The following is a 19,528-nucleotide window of genomic DNA, read 5'->3' as shown; positions in this document are numbered from 1 at the left end:
TGAAATCCACCGAAGGAGGATCCGCCATGGCGCGATCTGTCATCCTCGCAACACTCACCGTTCTGATTGTCGGCGCACTTGGACTGAGCACGGCACCCCGTTCGATCGCGCAAAGTCAGGCAGGGGACGCGTCGAACGCCGCAGCAACGGCCACCGATCCTGATCCGGCCAACGCGACGACCAAGCTGACCGACGCCGAGCTCGGCGATCTGGTTGGCCGGATCGCGCTGTACCCGGACGATCTGCTGGCGCTGATCCTGCCTGCATCGACGGTTCCGCTGGAAGTCGTGCAGGCCCAGCGCTTCCTCAAGGAAGCCGAAGGGCAGAAGGATCCGCAACCGCCCGAGTCCCTGAGCGAGCCCGTCAGGAGTTTGCTCAACTACCCTGAAATCATCGACCAGATGAACAAGGATCTCGCATGGACGCAGCAGCTTGGCGAGGCCGTGTACGACGACCAGCAGGCGGTGATGGATGCGGTGCAGCGCTTCCGCATGTTGGCGTATTCGGCCGGCAACCTGAAAAGCGATGACAAGCAGAAAGTCGAGGTCAATGAACAGACCGTCATCATCGAGCCGGCCAAACCCGACGTGATCTACGTACCGCGTTATGAGCCGACCAAGGTGATCTATGTTTCCAGTTACCCGGTGTGGGGCTACTGGCCGACGCCCTACCCGGTCTATTACTACCCGTATCCTCCCGGCTACGCGTTTGCGCGCGGCGTCTTCTGGGGCGCGACCGCGGCCTGGGCCTTCAACTGGCATACCGGCGGTATCGGCTGGGGCAATGGCTGGGGCCACCACAACACCAACATCAATATCAACCGCAATACGAACATCAACCGCAACACCAATATCAATCGTGGAAGTGGGGGTAATTCCGGCACCTGGCGCCCGGGCAACAATGGCGGAGTAGGCGGCAACCGGCCCACGACGCGACCCGGTGACGCCGGCTTCCGGCCAAACATCGACAATCGTCCTGGCAGCGGGAATCGTCCGGGTACAGGTGCTGGAAATCGCCCCGGTGCAGGCGCCGGCAACCGGCCTGCCGCAGGCAGTGGCGGTGGCAATTTCCATGCGCCGACGACACGACCGGCGACACGACCGAGCACGGGTGGCAGTGTGCGTCCTTCGACGTCGCCGGCTTCACGCCCGGCCAACAATGCCGGCTTGCGACCGTCCACGTCGGCGGCATCGCGATCCAGTTCGGCGTATTCACGGGGCGGATCGGCTTCGCGCGCCACGTCGCCGCGGACCAGTTCCTATGGCGGCATGTCTGGCCGACAGGCCAGCGCAGCCAGCCATAGGGGAAGCATGAGCCGCGGAGGCGGCGGGCATCGAGGTGGCGGTGGGCGGCGGCGCTGATCGGCGCACGCACCATCTCCCGCCCACTACCCAGGAATCCAATCACATGAAAAAGCAAGAATTCTTCATTCGCCTCACTTGCCTCGCGACATTGCTTGTCCTGCTCCTGCCTGGCGCCGCCGCACTTGCGGCCGACGGCAAGAAGGACTTCCGGACACCCGACGAGGCCGCACACGCCCTGGTCGAGGCGGCTCGCAGCAATGACGATGAGTTGCTCAAGACCTTCTTCGGCAAGGACGCCGGCGGGATCGTGCAGGATGGCAACGATCCGGGCGTCAGGGCCGCACGCGAACAGTTCGTGGCTGCAGCAGACTCCGTGCTGCTGATCCAGGAGAACTCGCCGGACAATGTCACCCTGATCGTTGGAGCCGATGCATTCACTTATCCGGTACCGCTGGTCAGGAACGGAGAGCGCTGGGAATTCGACGGTGCGGCAGGTGCCGATGAACTGGCCAATCGCCGCGTCGGGCTCAACGAGCTGATGACCATGACGGTGCTCGAGGATTTGCCGAATCTGCAACAGGAATACGAAGCCGTTGCGCGAGACGGCTCGGACGTTCGTGCCTATGCGCAGAAGTTCCTGAGTGATCCGGGCAAGCACAACGGCCTGTACTGGGATGCTGCCGAAAACGAGGCGCAGAGCCCGCTCGGACCGATGCTCAAGGACGTCGACACCAGGGCCGTGAGCAGCTACTACGGCTACAACTACCGCATGCTGACCAGCCAGGGCGACGCAGCACCGGGTGGGGCCTATGACTACATGATCAATGGCAATCTGATCGGAGGCTTTGCGGCCATCGCCGTTCCAACCCGCTATGGCGAAACAGGCGTCATGACCTTCATCGTCAATCGCTATGGCGTGGTTTACCAGAAGGATCTCGGCGAGCAGTCGGTTGAAGCGGCCAGGAGCATCACCCGCTACAACCCGGATTCAAGCTGGACTCCGGCAAGGGATGAAACGGTGGAATCGGCGGCCGCCAGGTAGGTCCGACGCGGAACGACCGACATGCAGACCAGCCAGCCGATCGACACGGCTCGCACGCGCTGGCTGATCGCCGCTACGGCAGCGCTGCTGGCATTCCTCGCGTGGTCGGGCTATCACCCGTTCGACCGCGCTACCTGGTGGATGGAAGTGTTGCCGGTCCTGATCGTCCTTCCGTTCCTGTGGGCGAGCTACCGTCGCTATCCACTGACAACGTTGCTGTACTGCGGAATCTTCGTGCATGCGTTGATTCTGATGCTGGGCGGCGCCTACACCTACGCGCGCGTTCCGCTTGGTTTCGAGTTGCAGGAATGGCTTGGCTTGCAGCGCAATCCTTACGACAAGATCGGACACCTCGCGCAGGGATTCGTGCCGGCCTTGGCCGCGCGAGAATTCCTGATTCGCGGTGGTTACGTGGTCGGCCGCAAGATGCTCGTATTCGTGGTGATCTGCATCGTGCTCGCGATCAGTGCATGTTACGAATTGATCGAATGGGCCGCGGCTCTCGTCATGGGCCAGGGCGCGGACGAATTTCTCGGCACGCAAGGCGATGCATGGGACACGCAGTCGGACATGTTTTGCGCCCTGCTCGGCGCCATCGCCGCCTTGCTCTGCTTTTCGCACCTGCACGACCGCCAGCTGCGTCGCCTGATCTCATCCGCAGACAGCTAAACTCACCTCATTCCGCAGGAAATCGGCTGGTTCTGAACCTGCGCAGCTTCTCCAGTTGCGTGTCTTGCTCTTCGGCTGTTCCAGCTTGCTGCAATCCATCCGGCCCAGGCGGGTCACGGCGGCCGTTGCCGGTCAATCTGTCGTACAAGGCTTCGCGGCGGTCGAGTCGATTCAGCGCATTCTCCAGCGCGATGTCGATGTTCACCTGAGCCGACAGGCAATGTACCTCCGACTCCAGCGATGCCAGGGTCTCCTGCAATCGGGCCGCCGCTTCGAGCACGTTTTCCCGATGGCCGGCTTCGTGCCGAACGAGCCTGGCGAGCGATTGATCCCAGCTTGCCTGCAATGACGCGGCTACGGCCCTACCGGGTTCCCAACGCGGCAGCTCCGTGGTGATCCCGATCAGGATTCTCTGCTGCAGTACGCGACAGCGGCCATCCACTTCCTCAAGTCTCGAGATCACCTCGAACGTGCTTCGCGTGCTTCCGTGCGGAGATTCGCCGCCGGTCTCGGAGCGACGCTCAAGCTCGGCGCGGATGCTGCGCGCGCTGGTACCAGTCACCGTGTAGTAGGCCACATCATCGGCAATGCTCAGCTCGGGCAGCGCAGCCGCATCCAGCGCAACGGCGAAGGGAACTCCCGACAGCAGCACGCTCATCACGATTGAGGCCATCATCGATTGCCAGCCGCACTTCGCCATTCGCCTGATGCCTGGACCGCGGCCGTGCCTCAAGGATCCGTTCCCCGGCTTGCGTCTCTGCGCTGCATGATTCTTGTGTAGTAGTAGAGCAACAGGCCGGCAATCATGCAGCCGATCGTCACGACTACCGATTTGAGCTGCACCTGAATCAGCAATGCCGCGCATACGAGCAATGAGAGGAGCATCCAGAACGGGCCACCGGGAAGTCGCAAGGCACCGGGCTCGCTCGCGTATGCGCGGCGCAGGCGCGGCATCGCGAAGATGCAGACGACATAGAGGATCAGGCGGGCGAGCACACTGAGTCCGGCCAGCCAGACGAACCCGCCGGTCACTGCAAACGCGAAACTGGCAGCGCCATACAGGAAGATGGAGGCGGCAGGCGTCCTGAAACGCGGATGCACATGTCCCAGCCTCGATGGCAGGTGCCCGTCGAGTGCCATCCGGTAGGTCATGCGCGGAGTCGAGAACATTGCGCCGAGCAGGTTTCCACCGACCGAGGCGATGATGCCGAGCAGCATCAGCAGCGCACCGGTTTCGCCGAGCTGTACCTGGGCGACGTCGACCAGTGGGCGCGGGGAGTCGGCCAGTTCGGGGAGGGTCGTCAGACTGACGGTCTGGATCAGCGTGTAGAGCAAGGCACAAAGAGCCAGCGCGGCGACCAGGGCCCTTGGAATGTCACGCGTGGGATAACGTGCTTCTCCGGCCGGCACAAGACCGCCTTCGAATCCGACATAGGCATAGATGACCAGGAACACCGCGGCACCCAGATCCTCGATCCCGACGGCATGACGCACATGCGGAAGCAGCTGTCCTGCATCGAGGGTGACAATGCCTATTCCGGCAAGAGCGATCAGCGGCACGATCTTGACGATGGTCAGCAGGCCCAGGGCACGCACTGCGCCGCGCGCCCCGACGACATTGAGCAGAGTCATCAGCGAGCAGACGACGAAGGCCAGCGCGACGCGCATCGACCCGTTCATTGCCTGCGGCCACAGATACCCGAGCGAAGTAAGCAGGAGATTCAGGTTGGCTGCGAACGACAGTACTCGTGAAATGTAGTAGAGCCAGCCCACCTGGAATCCGGCCATGGGCCCGAACGCGCGCGAGGCATACAGGATGGGGCCACCCGTGCCATGAAAATAACTGGCCATCTGTGCAAAGCACAGCATGATCGGCGCGATCATCAAGGCGCACAGGAGGAAAACCCAGACACTGCCCTCGCCAGCCAGTTTTGCCAACTCGCCGGGCAGTCCGAAAATTCCCGCACCGATCATGCCATTGACGATCAGCAACCAGAGCCCGACCACGGAAAGCTGCCGCAGCAGGCCCTCTTCCTGAACAGCGCCACCGTCATTCATCGAGTACAGCCTTTCGTCGCAGGTACGGACGATTCGAATGTAGCACTGCCGAGCCGGGCTACGCAGAATGGATAGCCAGGCACCACGGTACGCCCGCTACCCGCGAGCGGAAGCTCGCCGTTCCCGCCAGCCGGGACTCCTCTCCGATTGCGGACGCCGTTTCAGCTATGCTGGGGCCAGTTTGCCGAGCAGTGATCGCATGACTGTCGCATCCCAGTCACCCCGAAACAACGACCACACGCCGCCTTTGCGGACCCGGGCGCAAACGAACCTGCCTCGACGTGCCTACCCTTTCCGGATCCTCGGCATGGGGTTGGCCAGCCTGCCCCTGATGGTAGTCATGCATGAACTGGATGCATCGTGGCTCGCCTGGGTCTGGATCCTGCTCACCTGCCTGGTCTGGCCCCATCTGGCCTATCGGTTGGCGATGCGCAGCAGCGACCCGTTCAAGGCGGAGTTGCGCAACTTCATTGTCGACTCGGCATTTGCCGGAAGCTGGGTTCCAATGCTGCAGTTCAATCTGTTGCCTTCTGCCGTGTTGCTGACCGTCGTGTTCGCCGACAAGATCAACACCGGTGTCCGAGGACTCTGGGTCTGGTCGCTGCCGGGCATGCTGCTGGCCCTGGTCGTCGGCGCCTGGCTCAACGATTTTGCGTTCCAGCCCGAATCGGGCCTCTGGATCACGCTTTCCTGCCTGCCGATCCTCGTCATTCATACTCTCGCCGTCAGTGCCAGCAGCTCTCGACTGGTGCGCCGCGTGCAGCTGCAGAACCGGAAGCTCGAGGAACTCAGTCGTGTGGATACCCTGACCGGTCTCTACAGCCGAGGGCATTGGGAATCGCTCGCGGCCTCTGTCTTGCAGGATCGCGCCGCAGCGGCCGATTCCACCCTGATGGTCCTCGATGTCGATCGCTTCAAGGAGATCAATGACGAGCACGGCCATTCAATCGGCGATGACGTGCTGCGCGGAATCGCCGATCTCGTTCGGCGCAACCTTCCGACCGGCAGTCACGCGGGTCGCCTGGGCGGTGACGAGTTCGCCGCGGTGATGCCCTTCCCGCTGGTTGAAGCCGAATCCGCGGCAGAGCGGATCCGTGCGGCGGTCCATCAACTGCAATTCGCCAGCGCAAGCGCATTGCGCTGCACGGTCAGCATCGGAATTGCTGGCGCGCCCGACGCAGGAAGCGACCTGCGCAGCTGGACAGAAGCCGCCGACCGCGCGCTGTACCGCGCCAAGCAGACCGGGCGAAATCGCGCAGCCGTAGCCTGACGCCACCCAATCAGGTGTCGAATTCGATGATCTGTCGAATGGCCGTCCCGTCGGCCAGACGGTCAAAGCCTTCGTTGATGTCGTCCAGCTTCAATCGATGTGTCAGCAGGCGATCCACGGGCAGTCGCCCAGCCCGATACAGATCGATATAGCGTGGGATGTCCCGGCTGGGCACGGCGGATCCCATGTAGGAACCCTTGACCGTGCGCTCTTCGGCAACCAGGCTGACAGCCGGCACCGAAAACATGCGCCCGGGTGCCGGCAGGCCGACGGTCAGCGTCGTACCGCCACGGCGCGTCGCCGCGTAGGCCTGGGCCAGCACCGCTTCGCTGCCGACCGACTCGATCGCATGCTCGACGCCACCGCTGGTGATGTCCCGAATCTCGGCAACGGCGTCTCCGTGGCTGGCGTTGATGCAGTGGCTCGCTCCTAGCCTGCGCGCGAGCGCCAGCTTTTCTTCGACCACATCAACCGCGATCAGTGGCCATGCGGATGCGGCGTGCGCGCCGAGCAAGGCCGACAGACCTACTCCGCCGAGTCCGAACACGGCGACACTTTCACCCGATTGCACGCGCGCCGTATTGATGACAGCACCCACGCCGGTCATGACGGCACAACCGAACAGCGCCGCAATTTCGGCTGGCAAGTCCGCGTCGATGCGAACAGCGGACCGCGCCGAAACCACGGTGTATTCCGCGAAACCCGAGACGCCGAGGTGGTGCAAAAGGGGCTGCCCGGAGTCATCGGTCCAGTGGCTCGCACTCTCGAGCAGCTGGCCTTGCGCGTTCGCTGCAGCTCCGGGCTCGCAAAGGACCGGTCGACCGCTTGCGCAGGGCAGGCAATGTCCACACATCGGCACGAACGAAAACACGACGCGATCGCCAACCGCGAAATCACGAACATGGCCACCGAGCTCAACCACTTCGCCGGTCGCTTCGTGACCCATCACCATCGGCATCGGGCGCGGACGCGAACCATTGATGACGGAGAGGTCGGAATGGCAGAGGCCGGCGGCCAGGACGCGCACGCGAATCTCGCCATTGCCGGGCGGCGACAGTGTCAGCGATTCGACCGAGAGCGGCTTCGAGTGCGCAAACGGCCCTGCGTGCCCCATCTCGCGCAGTACGGCCGCACGAACCCTCATGCCGGCAGATCCCGGTACACCGCGCCGAGCGCGGTGCGCAGGCGCTCGGGGATCGGCGTCGCCTTGCGCGATTGTCGATCCACGAAAACGTGCACGAACCAGCCCACGGCCGAGGCCTCGTCATTACCCTCGCGGAAGAGGCCGATGCCATAGCGCACGCTGGAGTTGCCGAGATGCTCGACGCGCAGGCCGGCCTCGATGGTTTCCGGAAAGGCGAAGCCACCGAAGTACTTGCAATGCGATTCCGCACAGACACCGATCACGTCGCCGGCGTGGATATCGAGTCCACCCTCGGCAATCAGATAGCTGTTGATGACCGTATCGAAATAGCTGTAGTACTCGACGTTGTTGACGTGACCGTAGATGTCGTTGTCCTTCCAGCGTGTAGTGACAGGCCGAAACTGCGCGAAGTCGCTGCGTGCATTCATTTGCCGGCTCCACGAATCGATTCCTCGAGCTCGGCCGCCTGCGCCTCGCCACGCAGTGCTTCCGCAGCAGACTCGTCGCGCTCGAAGCCGACCAGAAGCAGGCTGGCCGCGATGCCGATGGCCAGACCGATCCATGGCTCGAACAGGGCCAGTGCCATGCCGATCAGGAGGGCTGTGCCACGCGATGCATTCGTCCTTGGAATCGCCATCGCGATGTAGGCACAGGCGAAGCCGGTAAGAACAAGAGTCAGCGTCAGCGCGATCCCGAGCAGCGGCTTCAGTCCGGTCAACAGGGGCAGCATGAAGTAGATGAAGGGCAAGCCCATCAGGTAGTAGGAAATCAGGCCGCTGTTGAGATCGCGCATCGCTGCAGGGCCCTGCTTCCAGCGCTGCACGATCACCACGTGGACGCCGGTCCAGAGCATGCCCTGGGTGGTGAAAAAGGGTGCGACCAGCGCCGAAATCGCATTGCGGAAGCCGAGTGCGAGATGGGAACGGCGAATATTGATGTCGACCGGATCGTCTAGACGCGATGGACGCGCCTCGCGCAATACTTCGGTACCGGTGACGATGTCGCCAAACTGGATCACATAGGTGATCAGCACCAGTGGAATGGCCTGCAGGAACATCGTCGCAGTGGGCCAGCCAATCGAGAACGGCGACATCTTTGCGACGGTCTCGCCAACCGGCGGAATCAGCCAGCCCCATTGAATGTCATAGTGCACCTCGCCAACCAGCGGTCCGACGATGGCGGCGACGATGAATCCGGGCAGCAGGCCCAGCGCAGCAAGCAGCATCAGGCTGTTGTGCTTCGCCTTGAGCTTCTGGAATGGCGCCGAAAAGACGCAGACCAGACAGACCAGGCAGGCCAGCGTTGTCGAAATGGGCTGTTGCAGCAGGTATTTCTCGGCATCATCGACAAAGACTTTCTTGAATGCGGCAATGGCTGCTCCGAGGATGATGCCGGCACGCAGGGTCGACGGCAGCCAGCGCATCAACCACGTGCCGAACCCCGATATTCCGAGCACGAAGACCAGCCCGGCGAACATCAGCGACAACGCGGTCATCACCTGGAAGCGCTGCATGGGATCGGGATAGCCGACGATGACATAGGCCAGCACCAGCGGCAGGGCGGGCGTGTTCCAGCCCGGCGCATACGGTTCGCCGAAGGTATGCAGGGAGGAAACGATGAACAGGCTGTACAACAGCGAACAGGTGCCGGCCTGTTCGAAGTTCATGCCGAAGTAGGCTTCGAGCACCGGCACCAGGGCCAGGCCGGTCGCGGTGGCGACAAACACTCCCTGAAGGAACTCCGGCCAGAGCAGTCGCGTATGCAGGAACGGCACACGCATCGTGAAGGGTCCCCAGCGCCAGCCTGCAGTTGGTTTGCTCATTTTTCTCCCCCGTGGAATTTCTCGGCGATGTGTCTCGTCTACGTCATTCGAAGCCGGATCAGTTGCGATAGCCGGAATCGAGCCGGTCAAGCTTGCGCAGCAGGGCGGGCCAGACGAAGGCGCCACCGATGCCATCGGTCTGTTCGCGTGCCGCTGCGGCGACGCCATCGATGATGCGCGGATCCACACGGGTCAATTCGCCCCCGGACTGCGCAGCAATCTGGATCTGGCAAGTCGTCTCGAGCAGGTACATGGCGAGGAAGGCATCGGCGATCGAGTTGCCGACCGTCAGCAGGCCGTGGTTGCGCAACACGAGATAATTCGCGGTGCCGAGATCAGCCTGCAGGCGCGGCTTCTCGTCATCCCGCAGCGCCACGCCCTCATAGTCGTGATAGCCAAGCGAAGCCAGTACGAAGGTTGATTGCTGTGAAATCGGCAGGATGCCGGCTTTCTGCGCACTCACGGCCACGCCGGCGCGCGTATGCGTGTGCAGCACGCAATGGGCGTCTTCACGCACGGCATGGACCGCGCTGTGGATGACAAAGCCCGCCTTGTTGACCTTGAACGGCGACTCGCTGAGCTGGTTGCCCTCCTGGTCAACCGCGATCAGGGACGAGGCGGTGATTTCCTCGAACAGCATGCCGTAGGGATTGATCAGGAAACGGTGCCCTTCACCGGGCAGGCGCGCACTGATATGGGTGAACACGAGGTCGGTCCATCCATGCATCGCAACCAGTCGATAGCAGGCGGCCAGATCGCAGCGCAGTTGCCACTCCTCTGCACCGACCTTGCCCTCAAGTGACGGAATATTCATGACGCACTTCTCCTGAATGGTTGGGCAGGGAGCTCGCACGGGGCGGTCGGCTCCCGGTTTACTCGGGTCGGCGCGTTCGGCATGAGTGCACCCGATTTACTCAATGTCGCAGACCGTGCGCAGTGGCAGCGCCATCATGCGCCGCAGCAAGGATTCGCATTCGCCGGCGATCAGCCGCCAGTCTTCCCGCGTGCTGTCCTCGAGGCAGGTGAATGTCGCTCGTACGCTCATGTGCGCTCCGCTGGCGTGATGCTGAAGACTGCGCTGGACCGTGCGATTCGCAACTCGCCGACGTGGATGAAGCAATTTGCATAGGCCAGTGTTCGCCCGACCTTGTGGACGTCGGTACGAACTTCGATCCAGTCGCCCTGTACGGACTTTCCGGCGTAGTCGATGCTGAGATTTGCTGTCACGATCGGCGTCGGCGGGCTAGTCGACAAGGCGGTGCTGTATCCCATGGCGATATCGGCGAGACTGCAAAGAACGCCTCCGTGGACTTGACCGCGTGCATTGCAGTGTTTGGCCTGCGCACGAATCGCGAATACCGGACCTGCCGTATCCGGCTTCTGATAGAGCGGCCCAAGCAGTTCTGAAAATGCACTGCTGCGGTTGACGCGCTCGAACCCGGGCGGAACCGGATCTGGCGTGTGCAGGGCTTCGACGCTGTCGGTTGATGTGCTCATGTCGTCATGTCGCAGCTTTTGCCAACTCCTTCTCTTGCAGCACGCGCCACAGCATCTTGCCAGCGGCATTCTTCGGCAGGCTGTCGACGAACTCGACCACATGCGGAACCTTGTACGCAGCCATCTGCTCGCGCGACCAGGCAATCAGGCCCTCCGCATCGACCTCCTGTCCGGGTCGTCGCACGACCAGCGCCTTGACGCTTTCGCCGCGATGGGCGTCGCAGTAGGCAATCACGCAGGCTTCAAGCACGGCGGGATGGGCGTAGAGGTAGGACTCCACTTCGGCCGGCCAGACCTTGAAGCCCGATGCGTTGATCATGCGCTTGAGTCGATCGACCATGAAGAAATAGCCTTCATCGTCAACGTAGCCGAGATCCCCGGTTCGAAAATACCGACGCCCTTCGATGTCGACGAAGGCGGCAGCCGTACGTTCCGCATCCTCGTGATAGCCGCGAAATACCTGTGGACCGTCAACGAGAATTTCGCCCGTTTCGCCCACCGGCATCGGCTCCAGCGTATCGATATCGACAACCAGAGCATGGACATCGAAGATCGGCAAACCGAGACACTGGGCCTTGGGCCGGTGTCTCGGGTTGAGGTGCGTCGGCGCCATTGTTTCGGACAGACCGTAGCCTTCGATGTAGTGGATGCCCCATAGAGCATGAATGCGCTCGGCCACGGCCTTGGGCATGGCCGCACCGCCGCCGGTCAGGCAAGTCAGCGAGGAGAGATCGCGCTGGTCGAGATCCGGCTGGTTGAGGAAGTCGAACAGCATCGTCGGTATGGCCGTCCAGGTGGTTACCCGGAACCGCTCGATCAGCATGGCTGCGCAGCGCTTGTCCCAGCGCGTCATGACGACGATGCTGACACCCCCATAGATCGGCGATGTCACACCGTTCTGCATGCCGGTCACGTGGAACATCGGCAGGGCGGCAAGCACCATGCACTCCTTGGGAATGTCGACCCACTCGGGGCCTCCGATGGTCGTGTGCATGACGCTGCGGTGGGTATGGATGCAGCCCTTCGGCGCACCCGTCGTGCCCGAGGTATACGGCATCACGGCCAGATCATCGGGACCAGCAAGTGCGGGATCAGGCATACACCCCGCATCGACCACGCTACGCCATGCTGCTGCGCCCTGAATCTCCATCGCCGCCGCACTGACAATATCCGGCAGCGGCAGATCCGTCCGAGGATCAATGTAGTCGGAATAGGTGGCGACGATGCCATGGGCGAGTTCCGCGCCCAGCAGCGGCGCGATGTTCCCTGCCAGCTCCTGACCGAAAATCGCGACCTTGCTGCCGCTGTCGCGCACGATGTGTGCGACTTCCTTGCCCAGGTTCATCGTGTTGATCGGCACGACCATCGCATCGGCACGCAGGATCGCGTGCATGGCGATGATGAATTGCGGACAGTTCTGCATGTACAACGCAACGCGGTCACCCCTGCGCACGCCGCAGTGCTGCTGCAGGTAACCGGCAAGACAGTCGACCTCCGACTTCAGGTCGGCGTAGCTCAGTTCGCCGCCGTAGTACAGCGTTGCCGCGCGATTCGGATAGCGCCGCGCCGACACTTCGAGGTTGTAGCAGAGTGACGTGGCGGGCAGCTCGATGTGTTTCGACAGACCCGGCGGCCAGTGGCTGAGATTCATGGTTGGCGCTGCCCTCCCGTCGTGCTTGATGACGTTGACCCCTGCATGGGGACTCAGTCGACCTGTTGCGGCAAGATCACAAGCTTGCCAACCGCTTCACGCGCCAGCAGCGCATCCAGGGCTGCGGGTGCCTGTGACAATGGATAACGCTTCGAGATCAAGGGATTGATCTTGCGCTCGTTGAGCCAGGCGAACAGCTGCGCCATGTTGGCGGCATTGACCTTCGGCTCGCGACGCACGAACTCACCCCAGAACACGCCAACCAGCGAGCTGCCCTTGAGCAGCAGCAGATTGATCGGAATCTTCGGAATGTCGCCGGCTGCAAAGCCGACCACCAGGTAGCGACCCCGCCAACCGACACTGCGCAGGGCCGGTTCGGCGAAGTCGCCGCCCACCGGGTCGTACACGATGTCGACACCCTTGCCTTCGGTCAGCGCCTTTATGCGCTCGCGCAGGTCTTCACTGGAATAATCGATGACTTCGTCGGCACCGCGTGCAACAGCGGCATCACGCTTTGCCCGGCTGGAGGCCGCAGCGATCACGCGCAAGCCCATCAGCTTTCCGATTTCCACGGCCGCCAGGCCCACACCGCCGCCGGCCCCAAGCACAAGCAGGGTTTCGCCCGCCCTTGCCTCGGCTCGATCTTTCAGCGCGTGCAGCGAAGTGCCATAGGTCAGCACGAAACTGCCGGCGAGTTCCAGATCGGCATCGCTGATGCCTTTGGGTAGCGGCACCACATGGGTGGCATCGACGACGGCTTCCTGGGCGTAAGCGCCGTGGCTGCCGAGACCGACCACCTTGTCGCCAACGGCCAGATGTCTGACCTCGCTGCCGACAGCGATGATTTCGCCGGCCATTTCGCCACCCGGAGAAAACGGAAACTCGGGTCGGAACTGGTACTTGCCGGCGACGATCAGGGCGTCCGGGAAGTTGACGGCCGCGACATGCACGCGCAGCAGCACCTGTTTCGGTCCCGGTTCGGGTGAAGGCATGTCGCGCAGTTGAAGGGATGACGGAGCACCCCAGTTGTCACAGATGATGGCTTTCATGGCTGTCCTTGAACATGCATGTCCCACTGGCGGCGACGGGGCCGGAAGAATCAGAATCGCCCATCAGTCCGCTCAAATACGGTATTGCGCAACGCAACCAGTTTCGGTCCGAAATCGTGGATCAGCTTGTCGCGCGTCATCACCGACAGGCGGCCACTGCAGTTGAAGGCCAGGATGCGGCTGCGATCGGCCGATACCATCGGCACGCCAACGGCAAATACGTCGGGGTTCCAGTCGCCCAGCGAGAAGCAGAACCCGTAGTTCTCGTAGTCCTGCCGGGCGCGCACGATTCCTGCGCGAATCTTCGGCCACAGGCTGGGTTCGCAGTCCTGTTCGATCGTGAGCAGGTGCTGATCGAAAAGCTCCTGCGGACGCGCAGCCAGGTCGGCACGCCCGAGTGCCGTCGTGCCGTGCGGCACGCGCGCACCCGGATCCAGCTTGAGGTGAAACGTCGCATCGCCCTGGCAGACTTCTAGCACCACCATGCGCATGCCGTCGGCGGCGCCGAGCATGACCGCCGCTTGCGTGTACTCGGCCAGTTCGCGCATCAACGGCTGCGCAATCGTGACGACGTCGTGGGTCTTCATAAAGGCATGGCCGAGCGAAAGAACGCCTGGACCGAGCGAGTACTTTTCCAGCTGCGGCGAGTATTCGAGGTAGCCCAGCGCCGAGAGCGTAAAGGTCATGCGCGACACCGTGGGCTTGGGCAGCTCGGTGCGTCGCACGATGTCCTGGTTGCCCAGGTACTGCTCGCCGTGCTCGAAGCAGCGCAGGATCGAGAATGCGCGGGCCACCGAAGTGACGAACTGCGGATTGTCCTCCTTGACCGTGTGTCCGTAGGTCCCTGCGGCGCGTCGTGGATTTCCCATGTTCTTTCCGTGGCCTCCGTTCAGTGGGCTGGACTGGATGGCATGGCGTGGCGCGCCAGTTCGAGCTTTGCAATCGTCGCGCGATGCACTTCATCGGGTCCGTCGGCAAAACGCAGCGTGCGCACGGCGGCATAGGCGTGCGCGAGAAAGAAGTCACCACTGACGCCGGCGCCGCCGTGGGCCTGAATCGCCCAGTCAATGATCTTCAATGCCATGTTGGGCGCGACCACCTTGATCATGGCGATCTCGGTGCGTGCCGCCTTGTTGCCGACCTTGTCCATCATGTCGGCTGCCTTGAGTGTCAGCAGGCGCGCCTGCTCGATCATGCAGCGCGCGTCGGCGATGCGTTCGTGCCAGATCGAAAATTCGCTGATCTTGCGGCCGAACGCGACGCGCGAACTGATCCGCTTGCACAAGGCTTCCAGCGCCCGCTCGGCAACGCCGATCGTGCGCATGCAGTGATGAATGCGGCCCGGGCCGAGCCGGCCCTGGGCAATTTCGAATCCGCGCCCCTCGCCCAGCAGGATATTCGACGCCGGCACCCGTACGTTGGTCAGGCGGATTTCCATGTGCCCATGCGGCGCCTCGTCATAGCCGAATACGGTGATGGGTCGAACGACTTCCACCCCCGGCGTGTTCGCAGGCACGAGAATCATCGATTGCTGGCGATGGCGGGCTTCTTCGGGATTGGTCTTGCCCATCAGAATGTAGATCTTGCAGCGCGGGTCGCCAGCGCCTGATGAGAACCACTTGAGTCCATTGATCACGTACTCGTCGCCTTCACGGCGAATCGAGCACTCGATATTGGTCGCATCCGACGAGGCCACGGCCGGCTCGGTCATCAGGAAGGCGGAGCGGATCCGGCCCTCGAGCAGGGGTTCCAGCCACTCGTCCTTTTGTGCCTCGGTTCCGTAGCGCTCGAGCACTTCCATGTTGCCGGTATCGGGCGCCGAACAATTGAAGACTTCGGGGGCCCACATCGTGCGCCCCATGATTTCGCAGAGCGGTGCGTATTCCAGATTGGACAAGCCTTGCGGGGCACGCTCGGAACTCGGCAGAAACAGGTTCCACAAGCCCTGCGAGCGGGCCTCGGTCTTGAGCTCCTCGAACAGGCTGATCGGTGTCCACGGCCTGCCGTTGCGCCGGTTCTCGGCGATCTCTTCCTCGACCCGCATTTCGTTCGGGGTGATATGGCGATCCACAAAGGATTGCAGTCGGGTCCGCATTTCCTCGACCTTGGGGGAATAGGAGAAATCCATGCAGCTTCCTGATTGGGAGGAGGTTATGTTCCGCCTGACGGAACCGTGTTCCATCGTTTCGAAATAGTAGGCGCGTCTTTCGGGATGCGCAAGTCGAGCGAGCGAAGAATCGCTTGTGCATCGCAGCAATGCATTTTGCCGTACTTCACGGCTTGTGCCTCTCCAACGGGCAAGCTAGAGTGCAAGGTATTCCAGAAACTCAATTCCACGATACGAAACTAAAGCCATCCTGCGAAGCCCCGCGACCCATGCCGAAACTCCATGTCCTGCTGAAAAGGGAAGAGCTCGACCCTGCCCGACTTGAAGGCAAGGTCATCATCGTGCTCGACATCCTGTTCGCGACCACGACGATCGTGCATGCACTCGCCCGGGGTGCAAGCCGCATCCATCCGGTGCGCAATCGCGAGGAGGGGCTTCGCGTGGCGGACGATGTCGGCCCCTGTGTGCTGGCCGGCGAACATCTGGCCCAGGCGATTGCCGGGTTTGGCCCGGCGACGCCGATGGCGCTGGCGGATACCGGGCTGGATGACGCCGAGATCGTCTATTGCACGACCAACGGCACCCAGGCGCTGGTTTCGGTTGCCCACGCCGCACATGTCTATGTCGGATCGCTGCTGAACGGCAAGGCGCTGGTCGACCTTGTCGTTGCGCGCCATGCGGAAAATTCCGTGCTGATCATCTGTTCGGGATCGCTGGACCGATTCAATCTCGAGGATTTCCACGGCGCCGGACACCTGATCGCCCATTTCATCGGTCGCGCCGACTACACCCTGACCGACGCCGCCATCGCTGCCCTGCACGCCTACCGCGGCAGTGATACGCGATCGGCCCTGCGCGCATCCCGAGTGGGCCGGATGATGGCCGAGCATGCGCTCGACGCCGAGATCGATTTCGCCAGCAGCCACGATACGCTCGACATCGTGCCGACCCTGGTTGAAGGATCACTGGTAAGAGCTGCCTGATGAAACCCGAAAACACCCGCCAGAGCGTGCCATTTGCTGCCGAACCCCTGCAGGCCTGGCTGCGCGATCGCATCGAAGGAATGCAGGGAAGCCTGGAAATCAAGCGCTTCAAGGGCGGTCAGTCGAACCCGACCTTCCTGCTCGAAAGCCCAAGCCATCAATATGTGCTGCGCACGAAACCGGCACCGGTTGCCGACCTGCTTCCGTCCGCACATGCCATCGAGCGGGAGTACCGCGTGCAATCGGCACTCTCCGGCAGCGATGTTCCGGTCGCGCGCATGTTCTGTCTGTGCGAGGACGAATCGGTTATCGGGCGCGCGTTCTACGTGATGGAGCATGTTGCGGGCCGGGTCCTATGGGACCAGGCATTGCCAGAGTCCAGCCGCAGCGAACGCGCCGCCATCTACGACGATTTCAATCGCGTGATCAGCGCCCTGCACCGCATCGATCCCGACGCGATCGGTCTCGGCGACTTTGGCAAGCACGGTGACTACCTGGCGCGTCAGATCCGGCGCTGGTCCAGCCAATACGATGCCAGCCGCACGATTCCGATTCCGGCCATGGACCGCCTTATCGACTGGTTGCCCGCGAATTTGCCGGAGGAAGACGACTCCGTCGCCATCGTGCATGGCGACTGCCGCCTGGACAACCTGATCTTCCATCCGACCGAATCGCGCATCCTCGCGGTCATCGACTGGGAGCTTTCCACCCTGGGCAACCCGCAGGCCGACTTCGCGTACCACATGATGAGCCGGCACATTCCACGCGGCGCCATGCGCGGACTGGGCGGCGTCAACCTCGAAGAACTCGGCATTCCCGATGAAGCGTCCTACATCGCCGACTACGAACGTCGCAGCGGACGCAAGGTCTCCGGAGACTGGAATTTCTACCTGGCCTACAACCTGTTCCGCCTGGCGGCCATTTGCCAGGGCATTGCCAAGCGCGTCGAAGACGGCACGGCCAGCAATGCAAAGGCAGCCGAGCACGGCGCCATGGCAAGCGGCCTGGCCGAGCTTGGCTGGCAGTTCGCAGTGAAGGCAGGGGCAAGCGAATGAGCGCCCTGTCCCGAAAAATCGACTATCAGGACGTGGCAACCACCTCGGCGCGTCCAGGCAGTTTCGTCACTGATGACGGCATCCGTGTGTCCTTTTTTCGATGGGGAACCGATGACACGCGAATTCCCGTGACTCTCCACCACGGGTTCGCCGCCAGTACCGAAGCCAACTGGGTCGGGACCGGGGTGGTTGCCGCATTGCTCGCGGCCGGTCGTTCCGTCATCAGCATCGATGCTCGCGGCCATGGCCAGTCCGACAAGCCGCATGATGCAGACCGCTATGGCGAGGCGCGCATGGCGCGTGACCTGGTCGGGCTGCTCGACCACCTCGAAGTCGGCGAGTTCGACCTGTTCGGCTATTCAATGGGCGCGATCGTCAGCCTGATCGTAGCCAGCGAAGACACGCGCCTGCGCCATCTGATCGTCGGCGGGATTGGCGAGGGCGTGCTGGCCACTGGCGGCGTTGACCTGCGCGTGATGGATCGCGATGCCGTGGTCGCCGCCATGCTGACGGACGACCCCTCGACCATTGCCGCGCCCGATGTCGCTGCATTCCGCCTGTTCGCCGAGAGTACGGGCTGCGACCTGAAAGCGCTCGCCGCACAGGCTTCGCGCATGTTCGACCAGGTCATCCCGCTCAATCGAATCGCCGCTGCGTGCCTGGTACTGGCCGGCGAAAAGGACACACTGGCCATCCACCCGGAGCAGCTCGCTGCAGCCATTCCGCGCGGCCGCTGCATCAAGGTTCCCGGCGACCATCTCGGCGCCGTGAGGCAGCCGCAGTTCATCGCCGCCGCCCTCGAATTTCTCGGCCACTGAAGCCGACTTCACTCACAGACTACGGAACAAGAATCATGCCCGTGCACACGACTCTCGAAAACGGCATCGCCGTCATCACTTTCGACCACCCGCCCGTGAACGGTTTCGGCCTTGCCGTGCGCAGCGGCCTGGTCGAGGCCATCCAAGCTTCGATCGAGGATGCGACGGTCAAGGCCATGGTCATCACGGGTGGCGGCAAGATGTTCTCCGGCGGCGCCGACATTACCGAGTTCAACACGCCTCGCGCAGAGCAGGCACCGAATCTGCATGACGTGATCGCGGCCATCGAAGCGAGCAGCAAGCCGATCGTCATGGCAATCAATGGCACCGCCCTTGGCGGCGGCCTCGAAGTCGCCATGGCCGGGCACTACCGGGTGGCCGCCAGGGACGCGCTGCTCGGTCTTCCCGAGGTGAAGATCGGCATCCTGCCGGGTGGTGGCGGCACCCAGCGCCTGCCGCGCGCCGTCGGCCTCGAAGCCGCCGTCAACATGATCGTCTCCGGCGAGCCCGTCCCGGCCGGGCAGCTCGCCGACACCCGCCTGCTGGACAAGGTGGTCGACGCCGATGTCGTGGCTGCTGCCGTTGCCTTTGCCAAGGGCGTTGCCGGCGATGGTGAACTGCCGCTGATCCGCGATCTCACGGTTGACCACGCCAATGCGGAAGGCTTCCTGGATGTTGCACGCAATACCGTTGCGGCGATGGCCGGGCCCTACCCGGCGCCGATGAAGTGCCTGGAGGCCATTGAAGCGTCATTCCAGAAGCCATTCGATGAAGGCATGGCGGTCGAGCGGGCCGGCTTCATCAGCCTGGTCACCTCCACTGAATCCAAGGCCCTGCCACCAACTGCGGCGAGCGTGCGGCGGCAAGGTCGCCGATGTCGCGAGACGTGCAGCCGCGCGAAGTCAAAGGCGTCAGCATCATCAGCGCCGGCACCATGGGTGGCGGCATCGCCATGAATTTCCTCAATGCCGGCATCCAGTGACGATTGTGAAACGAAACAGGAAGCCCTGGATCGCGGTGTTGCGACCATACGCCAGCAACTACAAGGCGCACGGCGAA

Annotated in this window: 20 protein-coding genes; 8 read left to right on the top strand and 12 right to left on the bottom strand. The window is 62.8% G+C overall.

Annotated features, from left to right (window positions below):
* Positions 1–26 precede the first annotated feature (26 nt).
* Genes R3F00_RS16540 through R3F00_RS16530 form a run of 3 tightly spaced genes read left to right on the top strand, consistent with a single transcriptional unit; the run spans position 27 to position 3,015 of the window.
* Positions 27–1,361, top strand: a complete 1,335-nt coding sequence (locus R3F00_RS16540; protein WP_371282868.1) for a DUF3300 domain-containing protein — start codon at positions 27–29, stop codon at positions 1,359–1,361.
* Between the two features lie 46 nt (positions 1,362–1,407).
* Entirely contained in the window at positions 1,408–2,346 is a 939-nt protein-coding gene (locus tag R3F00_RS16535; RefSeq protein ID WP_371282867.1) for a DUF2950 family protein, read from the top strand.
* 21 nt (positions 2,347–2,367) lie between these two features.
* Entirely contained in the window at positions 2,368–3,015 is a 648-nt protein-coding gene (locus R3F00_RS16530; protein ID WP_371282866.1) for a DUF2238 domain-containing protein, read from the top strand.
* 7 nt (positions 3,016–3,022) lie between these two features.
* Here the strand turns inward: R3F00_RS16530 and R3F00_RS16525 are convergent, their stop codons facing one another.
* Complete coding sequence (locus R3F00_RS16525) at positions 3,023–3,688, bottom strand: DUF922 domain-containing protein (protein ID WP_371282865.1); 666 nt, start codon at positions 3,686–3,688, stop codon at positions 3,023–3,025.
* 56 nt (positions 3,689–3,744) lie between these two features.
* Entirely contained in the window at positions 3,745–5,073 is a 1,329-nt protein-coding gene (locus tag R3F00_RS16520; protein WP_371282864.1) for an APC family permease, read from the bottom strand.
* Positions 5,074–5,140: 67 nt separating this feature from the next.
* Between R3F00_RS16520 and R3F00_RS16515 the strand changes: the two genes are divergently transcribed.
* Positions 5,141–6,343, top strand: coding sequence for a diguanylate cyclase (locus tag R3F00_RS16515; protein ID WP_371282863.1), 1,203 nt, complete (start codon positions 5,141–5,143; stop codon positions 6,341–6,343).
* Between the two features lie 10 nt (positions 6,344–6,353).
* On the opposite strand, the gene R3F00_RS16510 is transcribed toward R3F00_RS16515, so the two are convergent.
* The 10 genes from R3F00_RS16510 to R3F00_RS16465 form a co-directional block, all read right to left on the bottom strand.
* Positions 6,354–7,487, bottom strand: coding sequence for a zinc-dependent alcohol dehydrogenase family protein (locus R3F00_RS16510; protein ID WP_371282862.1), 1,134 nt, complete (start codon positions 7,485–7,487; stop codon positions 6,354–6,356).
* The gene (locus tag R3F00_RS16505) at positions 7,484–7,915 is read right to left on the bottom strand and encodes an acyl-CoA thioesterase (RefSeq protein ID WP_371282861.1); all 432 of its coding nucleotides are present in this window, start codon (positions 7,913–7,915) and stop codon (positions 7,484–7,486) included. The genes R3F00_RS16510 and R3F00_RS16505 overlap by 4 nt, the downstream gene beginning before the upstream one ends.
* On the bottom strand, positions 7,912–9,309 hold the full coding sequence (locus R3F00_RS16500) for a hypothetical protein (RefSeq protein ID WP_371282860.1): 1,398 nt from the start codon (positions 9,307–9,309) through the stop codon (positions 7,912–7,914). Before R3F00_RS16500 ends, R3F00_RS16505 begins: the two co-directional genes overlap by 4 nt.
* A gap of 58 nt (positions 9,310–9,367) precedes the next feature.
* Entirely contained in the window at positions 9,368–10,123 is a 756-nt protein-coding gene (locus tag R3F00_RS16495; RefSeq protein ID WP_371282859.1) for a class II aldolase/adducin family protein, read from the bottom strand.
* A gap of 96 nt (positions 10,124–10,219) precedes the next feature.
* Positions 10,220–10,354, bottom strand: coding sequence for a hypothetical protein (locus tag R3F00_RS16490; protein ID WP_371282858.1), 135 nt, complete (start codon positions 10,352–10,354; stop codon positions 10,220–10,222).
* A complete protein-coding gene (locus R3F00_RS16485) occupies positions 10,351–10,806 on the bottom strand; it encodes a PaaI family thioesterase (protein ID WP_371282857.1) in 456 nt (151 codons plus the stop codon). The genes R3F00_RS16490 and R3F00_RS16485 overlap by 4 nt, the downstream gene beginning before the upstream one ends.
* 4 nt (positions 10,807–10,810) lie before the next feature.
* A complete protein-coding gene (locus R3F00_RS16480) occupies positions 10,811–12,457 on the bottom strand; it encodes a long-chain-fatty-acid--CoA ligase (RefSeq protein WP_371282856.1) in 1,647 nt (548 codons plus the stop codon).
* A 53-nt stretch (positions 12,458–12,510) separates the two neighbouring features.
* Positions 12,511–13,506 (bottom strand): NADPH:quinone oxidoreductase family protein, encoded by a 996-nt coding sequence (locus R3F00_RS16475; RefSeq protein WP_371282855.1) that lies wholly within the window; start codon positions 13,504–13,506, stop codon positions 12,511–12,513.
* Positions 13,507–13,556: 50 nt separating this feature from the next.
* A complete protein-coding gene (locus R3F00_RS16470) occupies positions 13,557–14,375 on the bottom strand; it encodes an IclR family transcriptional regulator (RefSeq protein ID WP_371282854.1) in 819 nt (272 codons plus the stop codon).
* Between the two features lie 20 nt (positions 14,376–14,395).
* The gene (locus R3F00_RS16465) at positions 14,396–15,634 is read right to left on the bottom strand and encodes an acyl-CoA dehydrogenase family protein (protein WP_371282853.1); all 1,239 of its coding nucleotides are present in this window, start codon (positions 15,632–15,634) and stop codon (positions 14,396–14,398) included.
* A 248-nt stretch (positions 15,635–15,882) separates the two neighbouring features.
* Here R3F00_RS16465 and R3F00_RS16460 point away from each other — a divergent pair, with 248 nt between their 5' ends.
* Genes R3F00_RS16460 through R3F00_RS16445 form a run of 4 tightly spaced genes read left to right on the top strand, consistent with a single transcriptional unit; the run spans position 15,883 to position 19,425 of the window.
* Positions 15,883–16,596 carry a 2-phosphosulfolactate phosphatase gene (locus tag R3F00_RS16460; RefSeq protein ID WP_371282852.1) on the top strand — a complete coding sequence of 238 codons (714 nt, stop codon included), beginning with the start codon at positions 15,883–15,885 and terminating at the stop codon, positions 16,594–16,596.
* On the top strand, positions 16,596–17,651 hold the full coding sequence (locus tag R3F00_RS16455; protein ID WP_371282851.1) for a phosphotransferase family protein: 1,056 nt from the start codon (positions 16,596–16,598) through the stop codon (positions 17,649–17,651). Before R3F00_RS16460 ends, R3F00_RS16455 begins: the two co-directional genes overlap by 1 nt.
* Positions 17,648–18,469 carry an alpha/beta fold hydrolase gene (locus R3F00_RS16450; protein WP_371282850.1) on the top strand — a complete coding sequence of 274 codons (822 nt, stop codon included), beginning with the start codon at positions 17,648–17,650 and terminating at the stop codon, positions 18,467–18,469. The genes R3F00_RS16455 and R3F00_RS16450 overlap by 4 nt, the downstream gene beginning before the upstream one ends.
* A gap of 35 nt (positions 18,470–18,504) precedes the next feature.
* Positions 18,505–19,425 carry an enoyl-CoA hydratase/isomerase family protein gene (locus R3F00_RS16445; protein WP_371282849.1) on the top strand — a complete coding sequence of 307 codons (921 nt, stop codon included), beginning with the start codon at positions 18,505–18,507 and terminating at the stop codon, positions 19,423–19,425.
* The last annotated feature ends 103 nt before the right edge of the window (positions 19,426–19,528 follow it).

This window comes from Dokdonella sp. (assembly GCF_041395345.1).
In the GTDB taxonomy this organism is placed as follows: Bacteria; Pseudomonadota; Gammaproteobacteria; order Xanthomonadales; family Rhodanobacteraceae; genus Dokdonella.
Note: the sequence above shows the minus strand (reverse complement) of the source record. Positions and strands in the feature narration are given on the sequence as shown.

Coding starts and splice junctions, on each gene's coding strand:
- R3F00_RS16540 (WP_371282868.1), top strand. CDS start 27: ATGGCGCGATCTGTCATCCTCGCAACACTCACCGTTCTGATTGTCGGC.
- R3F00_RS16535 (WP_371282867.1), top strand. CDS start 1,408: ATGAAAAAGCAAGAATTCTTCATTCGCCTCACTTGCCTCGCGACATTG.
- R3F00_RS16530 (WP_371282866.1), top strand. CDS start 2,368: ATGCAGACCAGCCAGCCGATCGACACGGCTCGCACGCGCTGGCTGATC.
- R3F00_RS16525 (WP_371282865.1), bottom strand. CDS start 3,688: ATGGCCTCAATCGTGATGAGCGTGCTGCTGTCGGGAGTTCCCTTCGCC.
- R3F00_RS16520 (WP_371282864.1), bottom strand. CDS start 5,073: ATGAATGACGGTGGCGCTGTTCAGGAAGAGGGCCTGCTGCGGCAGCTT.
- R3F00_RS16515 (WP_371282863.1), top strand. CDS start 5,141: ATGGATAGCCAGGCACCACGGTACGCCCGCTACCCGCGAGCGGAAGCT.
- R3F00_RS16510 (WP_371282862.1), bottom strand. CDS start 7,487: ATGAGGGTTCGTGCGGCCGTACTGCGCGAGATGGGGCACGCAGGGCCG.
- R3F00_RS16505 (WP_371282861.1), bottom strand. CDS start 7,915: ATGAATGCACGCAGCGACTTCGCGCAGTTTCGGCCTGTCACTACACGC.
- R3F00_RS16500 (WP_371282860.1), bottom strand. CDS start 9,309: ATGAGCAAACCAACTGCAGGCTGGCGCTGGGGACCCTTCACGATGCGT.
- R3F00_RS16495 (WP_371282859.1), bottom strand. CDS start 10,123: ATGAATATTCCGTCACTTGAGGGCAAGGTCGGTGCAGAGGAGTGGCAA.
- R3F00_RS16490 (WP_371282858.1), bottom strand. CDS start 10,354: ATGAGCGTACGAGCGACATTCACCTGCCTCGAGGACAGCACGCGGGAA.
- R3F00_RS16485 (WP_371282857.1), bottom strand. CDS start 10,806: ATGAGCACATCAACCGACAGCGTCGAAGCCCTGCACACGCCAGATCCG.
- R3F00_RS16480 (WP_371282856.1), bottom strand. CDS start 12,457: ATGAATCTCAGCCACTGGCCGCCGGGTCTGTCGAAACACATCGAGCTG.
- R3F00_RS16475 (WP_371282855.1), bottom strand. CDS start 13,506: ATGAAAGCCATCATCTGTGACAACTGGGGTGCTCCGTCATCCCTTCAA.
- R3F00_RS16470 (WP_371282854.1), bottom strand. CDS start 14,375: ATGGGAAATCCACGACGCGCCGCAGGGACCTACGGACACACGGTCAAG.
- R3F00_RS16465 (WP_371282853.1), bottom strand. CDS start 15,634: ATGGATTTCTCCTATTCCCCCAAGGTCGAGGAAATGCGGACCCGACTG.
- R3F00_RS16460 (WP_371282852.1), top strand. CDS start 15,883: ATGCCGAAACTCCATGTCCTGCTGAAAAGGGAAGAGCTCGACCCTGCC.
- R3F00_RS16455 (WP_371282851.1), top strand. CDS start 16,596: ATGAAACCCGAAAACACCCGCCAGAGCGTGCCATTTGCTGCCGAACCC.
- R3F00_RS16450 (WP_371282850.1), top strand. CDS start 17,648: ATGAGCGCCCTGTCCCGAAAAATCGACTATCAGGACGTGGCAACCACC.
- R3F00_RS16445 (WP_371282849.1), top strand. CDS start 18,505: ATGCCCGTGCACACGACTCTCGAAAACGGCATCGCCGTCATCACTTTC.